This window comes from Photobacterium kishitanii (assembly GCF_000613045.3).
Taxonomy (GTDB): Bacteria; Pseudomonadota; Gammaproteobacteria; order Enterobacterales; family Vibrionaceae; genus Photobacterium; species Photobacterium kishitanii.
Map to the genome: position 1 here is coordinate 2,636,754 of NZ_LN794352.1, position 15,024 is coordinate 2,651,777.

Below are 15,024 nucleotides of genomic sequence, written 5' to 3' on the forward strand. Positions count from 1 at the left end.
CACATCTAAAAACAACACACAATCGTTAAAATTACTTTTTACGGTCGTGTAAAGCACTGGTTAAGCGCTTACGTTGACGCTCTTGAGAAACCGTCAACTTTTGCTTTGTCGTTTCAAATGGGTTTTCGCTATTCTGGAATTGAATTCGAATAGGTGTACCCATCATTTCTAATGACTTACGGTAGTAGTTCATCAGGTAACGTTTGTAAGAACCAGGAAGGTCATTAACTTGGTTACCGTGAATAACAATAATCGGTGGGTTATAACCACCAGCATGAGCATATTTAAGTTTCACACGACGGCCACGGATCATTGGTGGCTGGTGATCATCTTGTGCCATTTGCATAATACGCGTTAGCAATGATGTACTAATACGCTTAGTCGCTGACTTATAAGCTTCAATAACTGATTCATATAAGTGACCAACACCGGTGCCGTGTAATGCAGAAATAAAGTGAATACGCGCAAAGTCAACAAAACCAAGACGACGATCAAGTTCAGATTTAACACGCTCTTTAACGTCGTTATCTAAACCATCCCACTTATTAATTGCAATTACTAATGAGCGACCAGAGTTCAGTACAAAACCAAGTAGGCTTAAGTCCTGATCTGAAATGTTTTCACGCGCATCAATGACTAACAATACGACGTTAGCATCTTCGATAGCTTTCAATGTTTGGATAACAGAAAACTTCTCAACCGCCATGCTCATATTCTTACGACGACGAACACCAGCAGTATCAATCAATACGTATTCTTGACCATCACGTTCCATTGGAATATAGATAGAGTCACGTGTTGTTCCCGGCATATCGTAAACAACAACACGTTCTTCACCGAGAATACGGTTAGTTAGCGTTGATTTACCCACATTAGGACGACCAATAATAGCCATCTTAATTGGTTGCTCTTGTAGACGTTTATACGCAGCTTCAGCATCTTCTTCAGAAAGGTTTGCTTTCTCGATATCTGCAACTGAGGTTAAATCTTCAAGAGTAAATTCACCGTCTTCGCCATTTTCAGCGGCTAACTCTGCATTCAATTTATCAGAGAATGGGGCTAACGCGCGTTCCATTAGTGCTGTCACGCCACGGTTTTGGGTTGCTGCAATTTGGAACATCGCATCAACACCTAAACGCCAGAATTCAGCACACGCAGTATCAGGATCAATACCATCAACTTTGTTAACCACTAAAAATGTTGGCTTTTCACGGCTACGCAGGTGTTTTGCAATTGCTTCATCAGCCGATGTTAATCCCGCACGACCATCAACCAAAAACAGTACTACGTCTGCTTCTTCGATAGCCGCCAATGACTGTTCAGCCATTTTAGTTTCAACACCTTCCTCTGTGCCATCAATACCACCGGTATCAATAACAATAAATTCGTGCTCTTCTAACTCAGCTCTACCGTATTTACGATCCCTAGTTAAACCAGGAAAGTCTGCAACTAGTGCATCCCTCGTGCGAGTAAGACGATTAAACAACGTCGATTTACCCACGTTTGGGCGCCCGACAAGGGCAACAACAGGAATCATAATTACCTCTTACTTTTCATAGTCATAATTGACATTTTACCGTTCATTCTTGCCTCAAATAAGCATATTTACTTATCTTCATCCGACAATAATATACACAACGGATATAACAACAACGGCTCCAACTGCATAAGACAGCTGGAGCCGACAAATTAATCTAGCGACAGTATACCGACTTATTTCGATATTTGCATTTTGTTGATTTCACCATCACGGGTAACAACAATAAAACCATTATCATCTAGCGCAACTGGTGGCACCGCAATACCGCTACCATCAATCGATTCTTGTGAAACAAATTCACCTGATTGAGTATCTAACCAATGGAGATACCCTTCAGCATCACCCATCACTAAATAACCATCAATAACAGCTGGCGCACTCAGTTGACGATATTGAAGATCTTTATTTTGCCATAGTTCAGTACCACTACGCGCATCAACTGCAACGATATGATCTTTCGCAGTTACCAAGAACAACTCGTTGCCATCAACCACAAAATTTGTTGCTGATGAATAATTACGTTTCCACGCAATTTGACCGCTACGAAGATCAATCGATACTAATGAACCATTATAGCCGATAGAGTATAAACGATCGCCAGCAATTACTGGTGCAGCATCTACATCCACTAAACGATCAATTTCAGTTGAACCTTTAGGGGTTGAAATAGTTTGCTGCCATAACACACGGCCATTATCCAAAATAGCACCTTCTAAACGGCCATTTGATAGCCCCCAGAAAACACCACCAGCAATCGCAACCGGAGAACTAGTACCGCGTAATGTTAGGGTTGGAATCTCATTACTGATTTGCCATTTGCTTTTACCAGTATCAGCATTAAGTGCCTGAAGCACACCGCTACTAGTATTAACAACCACAATACCGTTATCTACTAATGGTTTTGATAACACTTCACCAGCAACTTTAGCCCGCCAAACTTCTTTACCTGTTTCGGCATCTAATGCGATAACATCCGCATTTTCGGTGCCCATAAAGATCTTTCCTTCAGCTAATACCAAGCCTCCAGAAATTTTAACCGGGGTATCTTTTTCTAAGTCGTTTTCCCATAACACTTTACCGTTACTAGGATCTAAAGCTTCAACCAAACCATTACGATCAGCAACAAAAACTTTACCCTGACCAACAACTGGGGTCAGTTTTGAATAGTAGCCAGAAACGCCGTTACCAACGTCATGACTCCAATCTGTTTTAGGGGTGAAGGTATTATCGACTTTTGGCAATGGTGCCATATGAATAGAATCGACTTCACTGGCACAACCAGATAATACGCTCACAGCAACTGCTACGGCTAAAGCTCGTTTTAACACCTTATGCATCATGTCCGCCTTATTGAGCTAAGTCATTAAGCTTCATCTGCAATGCTGGTGATGAACCATCTTGCTGAGCTTCTATATATGCTTCACGAGCTGCTGGAATATCACCTTTCTGCAGCAGAATATCACCACGTAATTCAGCAATATTTTCGTTCCAGCTTGGAATCGTTACTTTTTTAAGTTCAGCTAAAGCTTGATCAAATTTTTGCTGTTCTGCATAAATACGAGCTAAGCGCGTTACAGCTAACGGTAAAATAGCGTTATCTTTAGTGTTACTGATCACCCAGTTAAGTTGCGCAATCGCACCATCAAGGTCATTATTCTCAACTTGAACTTTCGCTAATTGTAATGCTGCAAGAACAGCATATTGACTGCCTTTATTAGCTTCAATGAACGTTTGCGCTTCAGTGACAGCAGTTTTACTATTATTGTCGAGAGCTGTAACTACTTGAGTATAGGAATCTGATGCTAAATGCTTCGCAGCATGGACTTCAGACTGGTAGTAACGCCAGCCTAATAGACCGCCTAAACCAATCACGGCGCCTAGAACAACGGCTTTGCCGTTATCTTGCCACCACGATTTTATCGCTTCAACCTGTTGTTCTTCTGTGGCGTACTCGTTCACTTCCTGTCCTCTCTTAAATCAATGCTGCCAACTTCGCGGCAACCTCGTCCTGTGCCATGGTTGTTTGTTCACCGCCATGTAAATCTTTAACCACTACGGTGTTTTGTGCAATTTCATTTTCACCAAGAACCAGGGCAATAGCTGCTCCTACGTTATCAGCACGTTTAAATTGCTTTTTAAAATTACCACCACCAAAGTTAGACATAATGCGTAACTGAGGTAATTGGTTTCGTAATTTCTCTGCAAGCATCATACCGGCAGCTAATGTACCTTCACCGGCAGTTACCATGTAAACATCTACAGAACGACGTACATCGTCTTGTTCTAGTGCTTCCATCAGTAATACCAGACGCTCAAGTCCCATTGCAAAACCAACTGATGAGGTTGCTTTACCGCCTAGTTGTTCAACTAGACCGTCATAACGACCACCACCACATACTGTACCTTGCGCACCTAAACTATCAGTGATCCATTCAAATACAGTACGGTTATAATAATCTAAACCACGTACAAGACGCTCATTTACTTGATATTTGATGCCAGCAGCGTCTAATAGTTCACATAATCCAGTAAAATGTTGCTGTGATTCTGGATCTAAGTACGCTGAAAGCATTGGCGCATCAACAAGAATTTCTTGAATTGCTGGATTTTTAGAGTCAAGTACACGCAGTGGATTAGTGTACATGCGACGCTTAGCATCTTCATCTAACACATCCATATGCTGTTCAAGGAACGCAATTAATGCGGTGCGGTATTCTGCACGTGCTTGCAGTGAACCAATAGAATTTAACTCTAGACGAACATGGTCATTAATACCAAGCTCACGCCATAAACGAGCCGTCATCATGATAAGCTCAGCATCAACATCAGGCCCATCAATACCAAACACTTCCACACCTACTTGGTGGAATTGACGGTAACGACCTTTTTGTGGACGCTCATGACGGAACATTGGGCCCATATACCATAAACGTTGTTCTTGATTATAAAGTAGACCATTTTCGATACCAGCACGTACACAGCTTGCTGTACCTTCTGGACGTAATGTCAGGCTATCGCCATTACGATCATCAAAGGTGTACATTTCTTTTTCAACAACATCAGTAACTTCACCGATTGCACGTTTAAACAAATGTGTCGACTCAACAATTGGCATACGGATTTCATTGTAACCATATGCACTGATCACTTGTTTAACTGTACCTTCGACTTTTTGCCAAAGTGGAGTTTGTGTTGGTAGGCAATCGTTCATGCCTCGAATTGCTTGAATTTGTTTCGCCACGATTATTCTCATTTTTCGATGGGGATTTAAATCGAATATATAATTTATTGCAAAAATAGTGAACCATGCTGCCACAATAACAGCATGGTTTTTACTATTTTATGTTATTGCGTAATATCAATACGATTGTTTAGGTCTAACATTGAGGCTTTTGCGCGGATTTTAGCCTCAAGTTGATCAATCACATTATCGTTATCAAAGCGTTCTTTTTGACGAATACCGTCTTCATAAAAGGCACTTTTACGATTACCGCCAGCAATACCTAGATGCGAGGCTTCAGCTTCACCTGGGCCATTAACCACACAACCAATAATAGAAACATCCATTGGAATCACGATATCTTCTAAGCGTTGCTCTAATTCATTAACCGTTGCGATGACATCAAACTCCTGGCGCGAACAAGTTGGGCAAGCAATAAAATTAATTCCACGCGAGCGAATACGCAGCGATTTTAAAATATCAAATCCTACTTTGATCTCTTCAATAGGATCAGCGGCTAATGAAATACGTAAAGTATCACCAATGCCTTCAGCTAATAGCATTCCTAGGCCCACTGCTGATTTCACAGAACCTGCGCGCGCACCACCAGCTTCAGTAATACCTAAATGCAATGGCTGGATAATTTGCTTAGCTAATAGACGGTAAGATTCAACTGCAAGAAACACATCAGAAGCTTTAACACTCACTTTGAATTGATCAAAGTTAAGTCGATCTAAAATCTCTACATGGCGCATCGCTGATTCAACTAACGCAGCTGGCGTTGGCTCACCGTATTTTTGTTGAATTTCTTTTTCTAACGAGCCGCCATTTACTCCAATTCGAATTGGAATATTATTGTCACGCGCACATTCAACCACTGAGCGAATACGATCTTCACGACCAATATTACCTGGGTTAATGCGCAAACAATCAACGCCGTATTCAGCCACTTTCAATGCAATACGGTAATCAAAATGAATATCTGCAACCAAAGGAACATTGACTTGTTGCTTGATCAATTTAAACGCTTCAGCAGCATCCATCGTCGGTACAGAAACACGAACGATATCGGCACCTACTTTTTCCAACGCTCGAATTTGAGCAACCGTTGCCTCTACATCCGTAGTACGGGTGTTAGTCATTGACTGAACAGCAATCGGAGCGCCATCGCCGATAGGTACATTACCGACATAAATTCGGCTTGATTGGCGACGTATAATGGGTGATTCGTTATGCATGTTTTATCATTCTCTATTACTGCGGCAACGTTAAGGTTACAGGTCGACCAGTCGGATAACGACTAAGATCGAAAGGTTGCCCTTTAATTTCTATTTTAACGGCACTCGGCACACCAAGTCGAACTCGGAATGGCGCCTTGCCATCAATATCCAGTGTTTGACCAGCCGTCTTAATACCACTTTCGAGACGTTTACCATTTGCATCCCGAACATCAACCCAACAATCAGCAGTAAAAGTTAATTGTAATGCAGGTGCCGCTTCAACGTCAGTTGCAGTAACAGCCGCCACTGCCGCTGTATCTTTTACTTCAGTATCAGTTGCCGTTACAGCAACCGGTTCAACTGCTGGTGTTGCAGTTTCAGTCTTCGCTGACGATGTTTGACTAGCATCGGCATTAACCGGTGCTGTCGCTACCGCAGCCGCTGTAACGTCTGTTACTGTAGCATTTGCTTCTGTAGTATCAGTAGTCGCAACCGCTGCTGATGGTTTCACTGCGGGTGTTGTAGCCGCTGGTGTAGATGCTTCAACATTCGCAACATCAACCGCAGGTGTTGAGTCTCGATCTAAATGACTATTCTGCCACCACCATACAGCAGTAACACCCACAAAAATTACCGCTAAAATCCATGTTAGTCCCATTATACGACTATCATGTGCTTCATGGTTAGTTCGGCGTGAGAAACTTTGCATTTCTTGCGCTTTAGGTTTTGAATGACCGTAGTCGTCTAATAAAGCGACAACAGCAACGTCATCTAAACCAACATACTTTGCATAGGACCTCACATACCCTCTGGTAAATGTAGATATTTTTTCACTATCAAAGCAGTTACTTTCGATATCATTAATAACAGATAAACGTAATCGTAATCGATTAGCAATATCTGTTTGCGAGTAACCAAGTTGCTCACGCGCCTGACGAAGCATATCGCCTGGTCGTGCAACATTATCTGATTGCGGTGAATCGTTATGTTCAGTATTCATTGGCTAGATAATTCTGATATTGCTGAGAATTAGGGAATTGTTCTTTTAATAAGTTAGCGTATTTGGTGACCAAAGTTAACCGTCCAGTTTGGTTTTCTAACTGAATAAGCAACAACAAACTATTTGCTGTATACCCATATCGCTTATTAAATTTAAACAACAGTACACGAGCGTCTTTATAATTATTAGCGTCTAATTCTAGTCGTGCCAGTTGTAACATTGATTTCGGACGATATGGATCATGAGAAAGTGCTTTTTCAAAATAATCTATCGCTTGTAAGTTATTGCCTTGTTTACGACTACATAAACCTGCGTTTTCATAACTTGCCGAAATAAGATAATAGTAAGGTTGATTAATAGCTTTAACAAAAGCACTGATGGCTTCGTCATAACGTTCCTCACTGCACAAAAACGCCCCATAATTATTAAGAACATCACCATTTTCAGGTGCATCCTTTAAGGCTTTTTTATACATTTTTTCTGCCGCGTCTATTTCACCAACCTTTTGATAATAATAGGCCATGGCATTTTGTACTCGATAATAATGAGGCGCATAATGTAATGCTTGCTCCAAATTTTCATGAGCACGTTGCCACTGACCTACTTTTAAATAATTTAATCCTAATGTCATTCGCGCTTCAGCAGCATCAATGGCATTAAATTGTTCAGCGCTATCTTCTACCGTCACAGTGGCACATCCTGCCACCAGTAAACAAGAAAATAATGGATACTTCATCCATCGTATCATTTTTACTCACCTTAACATCCTTGTTAAACCGCGAAGTGATTATAATCGCTAATCTAATTAAAGGGTTTTAATAGCAATCGCGTCACCCGCAGGTAGTTTTGCTTGAGTTCGCTTTGTACGGTCGATAACGTCACCGACTAACTGACCACATGCAGCATCAATATCATCACCACGCGTTTTACGTACCGTTACCGTATAATCATACTCCATTAGAGTTTTCATAAAGCGATCTATACGTGAATTACTAGGTTTTTTGTACGGAGAGCCCGGATATGGATTAAATGGGATCAAGTTAATTTTCGCTGGCGTATCTTTTAATAGACGACCTAACTGACGTGCATGCTCCATATCATCATTAACATGATCCAGCAGTACGTATTCAATCGTTACACGACCGCGGTTAGCGTTGGTTGAGTCAACATAACGACGGACAGTATCAAGGAAGGTCTCAATATTCCAACGATCATTAATCGGCATGATTTGTGAACGCAATTCATCCGTTGGCGCGTGCAGTGAAATAGCAAGTGCAACGTCGATAGTACCGATCATTTGCTCTAGACCAGAAACCACACCTGATGTTGATACCGTAACACGACGTTTAGATAAACCAAAACCTAGATCATCAAGCATAATTTCTAATGCTGGAATTAAGTTTTTCATGTTCAGTAATGGCTCACCCATCCCCATCATTACGATATTCGTAATTGGACGACGACCCGTTTCTTTTTGCAGGCCGATCTCTTTTGATGCGCGCCATACCTGACCAATAATCTCAGATACACGTAGATTACGGTTAAATCCTTGTTGGCCTGTTGAACAGAATTTACATTCTAGTGCACAACCCACTTGAGATGACACACACAACGTCGCGCGATCTTCATCAGGAATATAAACCGTTTCTACGTCTTGATCGCCAACACGCATTGCCCACTTGATGGTGCCATCAGATGAGTATTGTGCATTTGATACTTCTGGTGCACGAATTTCAGCAACACGCTGTAATTTTTCACGCAACTTTTTATTGATATTGTTCATTTGCTCAAAGTCATCACAACCGAAATGATAAATCCATTTCATTATCTGATCTGCACGGAATGGCTTTTCATTAAGCTCTTCGGCAAAGTATTTACGCAGACCTTTGCGATCGAAATCCAGCAGATTAATTTTGACAGTTGTCATCGGTTGGTGCCTCACTAAAAATGACTATTGCTGCGCCTTTATAACTCGGAGATCTGCAATTGGCAGTCTCATCATAGTTATCAGGGTTTAAGGCGCGAAATTGTACAGCCTTTATGCGCGGGTTTCCACCCGTTCCCTGTATGGTTATTTTAGCGCTTATAACAATCTTGGCTCTTAAAATAACAAAGGGAAGCCTGAGCCTCCCTTTAGTATTTGGTTTTGCTTATTTTTTCATCACCGCGCAATCATTAACTACGAGGACATAACTCATCAGCAGCGAAAAAGTAGCCAATCTCACGCTCTGCCGATACCGGACTATCTGAACCATGAACGGAGTTATAACGTAAGCTAATCGCAAAATCAGCACGAATAGTACCGCAAGCAGCTTCTTGAGGATTGGTTTTACCCATCAATTCTCGGTAACGAACAATGGCATCTTCCCCTTCAAGCACTTGCACCATTACAGGGCCTGATGTCATAAAATCAACTAATTCATCAAAAAAAGGTTTACCTTCATGCTCAGCATAAAACCCTTGAGCTTGAACTTTAGTAAGTTGCAGCATTTTGGCTGCTACAATTTTCAAGCCAGCATTTTCAAAACGTTGATAAATAGTGCCAATTAAATTTCGTTTAACAGCATCAGGCTTTACGATTGAAAAAGTTTTTTCTATTGTCATTATTATAGTTTCCTTTTGAGTCTAGTTGCTGTCCATTTACTTAGTACCCACTGATAAGCACCATTACTTACAACAGTAATCCTGCAATATTTGCAATACCCAAGCCCGTTGCACCGACTGCCCAACGTGGATCAGCGCTATCACGATAACATGCCGCTAAATCGAAATGAATCCAGCGACTATTATCGGTATCGACAAAGCGCGATAAAAAACCAGCAGCATTCGATGCGCCTCCCATACCACCGCCTTTCTGAACGCGACTATTAGCAGTATCTGCAAACGCCGATGGGCAATAATCTTGATGCCATTTTTCAAGTGGTAATGGCCATGCAGGCTCATTAACCAATTCAGATAACTGTTGCGCACGTGCTAACAATGCTTTATCAAAACCGAAAATAGCATTGTAGTCGCTGCCAACTGCCATCATTGCTGCGCCCGTTAACGTCGCAGCATCAATAATTAAAGGGGCTTTGGTCGCAGAGGCAAGTAACAAACCATCTGCTAGTACGAGTCGACCTTCAGCATCAGTATTGACGATTTCAACTGATACACCATTGTTATACGTTAACACATCACCAAGTTTATAAGCATCGCCTGATACCATGTTTTCAGCACAACAAAGAATAAGTTTAACTCGTTGTGTTAAGCCTTGTGCAATAGCATAACCTAATGCAGCAGTAACCGTTGCCGCGCCCCCCATGTCACACTTCATGCTCACCATGCCGGCACTGGGTTTCAAACTGTAGCCACCAGAATCAAAAGTGATCCCTTTACCCACTAAACATGCACTGACTGGCGCACTTGGATCTGCGGTTGGATTATAGTCAACTTCCAACAATACTGGTGGGTGTTGACTGCCACGGCCAACACTATGAATACCAATCCAACCATCAGCGAGTAATTCATCGCCAACAATCATTTGACTACTAATGTGCTCGCCACCAATTTCAGACAAAAAGTGTACTGCCGCTTGCGCTAATTTTTGCGGATAAACACTATCTGGGCCTGCATTAATAATTTGACGCGCCCAATCATGACTATGTCGACGAGCATTTAATAGCTCGAGCTCATCTTCATCTATTGATGCCCATTTGATAGTAACGGTATGCCTCGTCGCGGCAAAACCACAATAAAATGCCCACTGACGTTCATAGTTCCAACCGTCACCATTTAAACTAACAGCTTCAACCCCTTGAGCTTGAATTTGACGCCCAGCCTGCTGAATACGACGTAAACTAAATGAATCACCATAATGCACAGTGACACTATCAGTTTGATAACTGATCAAGGCATTAACGCCCCAAGGAGCGCATGCGGGCTCTTTTGATAAATTTACTGTCAACATTATTGATAACCTCTTGTTTTATTTATAGTCTATATTTTTTATTTAGCGTAATTTAAATATAAAAAAAGCCCTCTTAAAGTAGATTAAGAAGGCTTTATTTTTTTGCGATAATTATTGCGCTAAAATACGCGCTAGGGTTTTAACCCCCATACCCGTCGCACCAGCAGCCCATTGATCATTAGCACTCTTACGATAAGTACCACTGGCATCAATATGCATCCAGCCTTGCTGATAATCATCAACAAAATAGGATAAAAATGCTGCCGCAGTACTTGCTCCAGGCATAAAATCACCATTCGAAATATTAGCCAAATCAGCAAAGTTCGATGGCAACATATTACGATGTATCTCAGCTAAAGGAAGTGGCCACATCCCTTCACCTTCTTGTGACGCAGCAGCTAATGCTCGACGCGACAAATCCTGGTCAAAGCTTAATAACGCATGGTAATCATTACCCAGTGCCATTTTGGCGGAGCCCGTTAGTGTTGCACAATCAATGATCAATGTTGGATGCTGACTATTGGCATACATCAGCCCATCCGCTAATACTAGACGCCCTTCAGCATCAGTGTTTAACACCTCAACAGTTTTACCATTTTTATATTTAATGATATCGCCTAATTTTAATGCGCGGCCTGAAATCATGTTCTCAGCACAACATAGTACTAATTTAATGCGCTTATTGAGACCACGTACCATTGCTAACGCTAAACCGCCGGTTGCTAACGCTGCGCCACCCATATCCGCTTTCATAGACGCCATTCCCGCAGAAGGCTTTATACTATAACCGCCAGAATCAAAGGTAATACCTTTACCGACAAGACAAGCAAACACAGGCGCATTTGCATCACCCGTCGGATTGTAATCTAAACGTAGCATTGCCGGACGATGATCAGAACCACGACCAACAGCATGAATACCATTCCAACCTTCATCTAATAAATCGTTACCTTTAACGATCTTGTAGGTGACATGTTCAGGAGCTAATGACTTAATAAACTCACCAGCGCGCGCAGCAAGTTGTGACGGCGCAACCACATCAGCTGGCTGATTAATAATATCGCACACCCAGTTAATGGTTTTAATACGTGCCTGCAATTCAGCTTCATCAGCTTCATTCAACGCCGACCAAATCACATTATTATCAGCTTTAGGATTACGGTAGCCTTGTAAAAAAGCCCAGATAGCGTCTTGATCCCACTCAGATCCTATCAGTGTAACCTGCTTAATTCCTTGTGAGTCCAAACGACGAGCAGCACGTTGGATATCACCTAAGGGATCAGTTGCGGTAACATGAATAAAAGTCCCTTCGGTATTAAAACTCACCAGCGCATTTGCACCCCAGTGACTATCCGCTGCTTGATGAGAAAGAAATACTGACATCATGGTAGACATTGATAAGCTCCTTGATAAAGATCACACAGCTAAAGCAATTAAAACAAGCTGATTACTGCGTTATTGTTATTCTAATTTTGTAACTAATAAGACTATGCTTATCAACCTTGAGAGGCAACAAGAAAACAGGCTTTTTCGTTATTGTAATTATTGCTCTTCAATCCAACACATTTGCACCGCTTCTAAAATCTTTTCATTACAGTGATCAATATCATCTTCAAATTCATCAAGTGCAATGATCCACTCTCTTAGATCAGTAAAACGGACTTGGGTTGGATCAACTTCTGGGTATAGTTCAATCAATTCAATGGCAATATCACGCGAATCAATCCATTGTAAACTCATAATAAATCCTCGATTTTTAAATAGAAAATAACAAACTTACGTAGCCGTAACTCTGATGAGTAACTTTAACCATAACCAATAGCTAAAAAAATAGGCCACCATTATGGCGACCTATTTAAGTATTTCGATTAGTGTGCTTCAGAAGCGAGATTAACCGTATAACGTGGAATATCGACCACTAAGTCATCATCAGCAATTCGTGCCTGACAACTTAAACGAGATTCTGGCTCAAGTCCCCATGCTTTATCTAGCATGTCATCTTCAAGTTCATCACTCTCATTAAGAGAATCAAATCCTTCACGGACAACAACATGGCACGTGGTACATGCACAAGATTTTTCACACGCATGCTCAATTTCGATGCCATTGCGCAATGCAACATCTAGGATAGTTTCGCCAGATTGTGCTTCTAAAATTGCGCCTTCTGGGCAATGTTCTTCATTGGGTAAAATTATAATCTTAGGCATGCCTAAACCTCATCAATAGACTGACCAGCTAACGCTTGACGAATAGATTGATCCATTCGACGTGACGCAAATTCTTGGCTGGCCTTATCAGTTTTCTTAATTCCAGCTTCAATTGTACGAGTGTCTCCACTCTGACGTAATTGAACCAGTTCCATCATTACAGCTTCTAACTCACCGCGTTCTTGAATACTTAATAAAGTTTCACCATCTGCTGCCAATGCAGCAATTAACCCTTCAAGGACACGATCGGCTTCTACCTGTTGTTCAGCTAATGCACGTGCGTCTTTATCATCTTGAGCAAATGTCATTGAATCACGTAACATAGTTGCAATTTCATCATCAGAAAGACCATAAGATGGCTTCACTTGAATTGATGATTGCACACCGCTGCTTTTTTCCATGGCTGTTACAGACAATAAACCATCTGCATCAACTTGATAAGTAACACGAATATGCGCAGCACCTGCTGCCATTGGTGGAATACCACGTAAGGTAAATCGCGCTAATGAACGGCAATCATTAACCATTTCACGCTCACCTTGAACAATATGAACAGACATTGCTGTTTGGCCATCTTTAAAGGTGGTAAATTCTTGTGCGCGAGCAACAGGTAGCGTGGTGTTACGTGGAATAATTTTCTCAATCATGCCGCCCATGGTTTCAATGCCTAATGACAATGGAATCACGTCTAATAGCAGCATATCAGCGTCAGGTTTGTTACCCACCAGAATATCGGCTTGGATAGCGGCACCAATGGCTACCACTTGATCAGGATCGATAGAAGTTAATGGTGTCTTACCAAAAAATGTTCCAACCAATTCACGCACTAATGGTACACGGGTTGACCCCCCCACCATCACAGTCTCAATCACATCATCAATTGTGATATCAGCATCTTTGAGTGCGCGACGACAAGCAAATAAGGTTTTCTTTATTAATGGTGTCACTAAATCATTAAATTGCTCGCGCGTAATTTCACCCTGCCAACCAAGGACATTAATTTCAACACTATCACTATCGCTTAATGCCACTTTTGCTTGTTGAGCTGCATCTTGTAATTCACGACGCTGTTGTGGTGTTAATGTTGCTGTTAACTCGGCTTGAATAAGGATCCACTCAGCAATAAGCTGGTCAAGATCATCTCCGCCTAACGCAGAATCACCACCAGTGGCTAAAACTTCAAATACACCTTTTGATAATCGTAAAATCGAAATATCAAAAGTGCCGCCACCAAGATCATAAACAGCAATGACACCTTCTTGGCCAGAATCAAGGCCATAAGCAATTGCTGCCGCTGTTGGTTCATTAAGTAAGCGCAAAACATTTAGGTTTGCTAACTTAGCTGCATCTTTTGTACCCGCACGTTGTGCATCATCAAAATAAGCAGGAACGGTGATCACCACCCCTTCAAGCTCGCCACCTAAACTTTCGACTGCACGCTGACTTAATGATTTTAAGATTTCCGCTGATATTTGCACTGGATTCATCGCACCCTGGCGGGTAACCAATTGCGGTAAGCCATTTTCTGATGCGGTAAATTGATAAGGCAATTGCGGATAACGCTGCTCAATATCAACCAATGAGCGTCCCATTAGACGTTTAACAGATAGAATAGTATTAACGGGATCGCGTTGCGCATACGCACGCGCAGCATCGCCGGTTAGTACATGCTTCGCCGCATAATGCACAACTGACGGTAAAATTGAACGTCCTTCAGCATCTTTCAATGTTTCTGCAACGCCACTACGGACGGTTGCAACTAATGAGTTTGTCGTCCCTAAATCAATGCCGACCGCTAATTTTTGCTGATGCGGAGCTGCACTTTGACCGGGTTCAGAAATCTGTAAAAATGCCATTATCGTTCCTGTCTAAATAACACAAGTGAATG

General features: G+C 41.7%; 14 protein-coding genes. All 14 read right to left on the bottom strand.

Going from position 1 to position 15,024, the window contains the following annotated elements; translation table 11 throughout:
- Positions 1-31 precede the first annotated feature (31 nt).
- Complete coding sequence (gene der / locus PPBDW_RS12370; RefSeq protein ID WP_036795827.1) at positions 32-1,537, bottom strand: ribosome biogenesis GTPase Der; 1,506 nt, start codon at positions 1,535-1,537, stop codon at positions 32-34.
- A gap of 176 nt (positions 1,538-1,713) precedes the next feature.
- Complete coding sequence (gene bamB, locus PPBDW_RS12375; RefSeq protein WP_036795828.1) at positions 1,714-2,877, bottom strand: outer membrane protein assembly factor BamB; 1,164 nt, start codon at positions 2,875-2,877, stop codon at positions 1,714-1,716.
- A 10-nt stretch (positions 2,878-2,887) separates the two neighbouring features.
- Positions 2,888-3,499: a YfgM family protein gene (locus tag PPBDW_RS12380; protein ID WP_036795830.1), complete on the bottom strand. Its 612-nt coding sequence runs from the start codon at positions 3,497-3,499 to the stop codon at positions 2,888-2,890.
- Between the two features lie 13 nt (positions 3,500-3,512).
- Complete coding sequence (gene hisS, locus PPBDW_RS12385; RefSeq protein WP_036795832.1) at positions 3,513-4,781, bottom strand: histidine--tRNA ligase; 1,269 nt, start codon at positions 4,779-4,781, stop codon at positions 3,513-3,515.
- A gap of 104 nt (positions 4,782-4,885) precedes the next feature.
- The gene (gene ispG, locus PPBDW_RS12390) at positions 4,886-5,998 is read right to left on the bottom strand and encodes a flavodoxin-dependent (E)-4-hydroxy-3-methylbut-2-enyl-diphosphate synthase (RefSeq protein ID WP_036795833.1); all 1,113 of its coding nucleotides are present in this window, start codon (positions 5,996-5,998) and stop codon (positions 4,886-4,888) included.
- Between the two features lie 16 nt (positions 5,999-6,014).
- Positions 6,015-6,980, bottom strand: coding sequence for a cytoskeleton protein RodZ (gene rodZ / locus PPBDW_RS12395; RefSeq protein ID WP_036795834.1), 966 nt, complete (start codon positions 6,978-6,980; stop codon positions 6,015-6,017).
- Positions 6,970-7,728, bottom strand: coding sequence for a type IV pilus biogenesis/stability protein PilW (pilW, locus tag PPBDW_RS12400; protein WP_036795836.1), 759 nt, complete (start codon positions 7,726-7,728; stop codon positions 6,970-6,972). The genes rodZ and pilW overlap by 11 nt, the downstream gene beginning before the upstream one ends.
- Before the next feature lie 57 nt (positions 7,729-7,785).
- Positions 7,786-8,907 carry a dual-specificity RNA methyltransferase RlmN gene (gene rlmN, locus PPBDW_RS12405; RefSeq protein ID WP_036795838.1) on the bottom strand — a complete coding sequence of 374 codons (1,122 nt, stop codon included), beginning with the start codon at positions 8,905-8,907 and terminating at the stop codon, positions 7,786-7,788.
- Between the two features lie 248 nt (positions 8,908-9,155).
- Complete coding sequence (ndk, locus tag PPBDW_RS12410; protein ID WP_036795839.1) at positions 9,156-9,584, bottom strand: nucleoside-diphosphate kinase; 429 nt, start codon at positions 9,582-9,584, stop codon at positions 9,156-9,158.
- A gap of 67 nt (positions 9,585-9,651) precedes the next feature.
- Positions 9,652-10,929 carry an aminopeptidase PepB gene (pepB, locus tag PPBDW_RS12415; RefSeq protein ID WP_036795840.1) on the bottom strand — a complete coding sequence of 426 codons (1,278 nt, stop codon included), beginning with the start codon at positions 10,927-10,929 and terminating at the stop codon, positions 9,652-9,654.
- 111 nt (positions 10,930-11,040) lie between these two features.
- Positions 11,041-12,324 carry an aminopeptidase PepB gene (gene pepB, locus PPBDW_RS12420; RefSeq protein ID WP_036795842.1) on the bottom strand — a complete coding sequence of 428 codons (1,284 nt, stop codon included), beginning with the start codon at positions 12,322-12,324 and terminating at the stop codon, positions 11,041-11,043.
- A gap of 147 nt (positions 12,325-12,471) precedes the next feature.
- Entirely contained in the window at positions 12,472-12,669 is a 198-nt protein-coding gene (gene iscX / locus PPBDW_RS12425) for a Fe-S cluster assembly protein IscX (protein ID WP_036795844.1), read from the bottom strand.
- A gap of 128 nt (positions 12,670-12,797) precedes the next feature.
- Entirely contained in the window at positions 12,798-13,136 is a 339-nt protein-coding gene (fdx, locus tag PPBDW_RS12430; protein WP_036795845.1) for an ISC system 2Fe-2S type ferredoxin, read from the bottom strand.
- Between the two features lie 2 nt (positions 13,137-13,138).
- Positions 13,139-14,992 carry a Fe-S protein assembly chaperone HscA gene (gene hscA / locus PPBDW_RS12435; protein ID WP_036795846.1) on the bottom strand — a complete coding sequence of 618 codons (1,854 nt, stop codon included), beginning with the start codon at positions 14,990-14,992 and terminating at the stop codon, positions 13,139-13,141.
- Between the last annotated feature and the right edge of the window lie 32 nt (positions 14,993-15,024).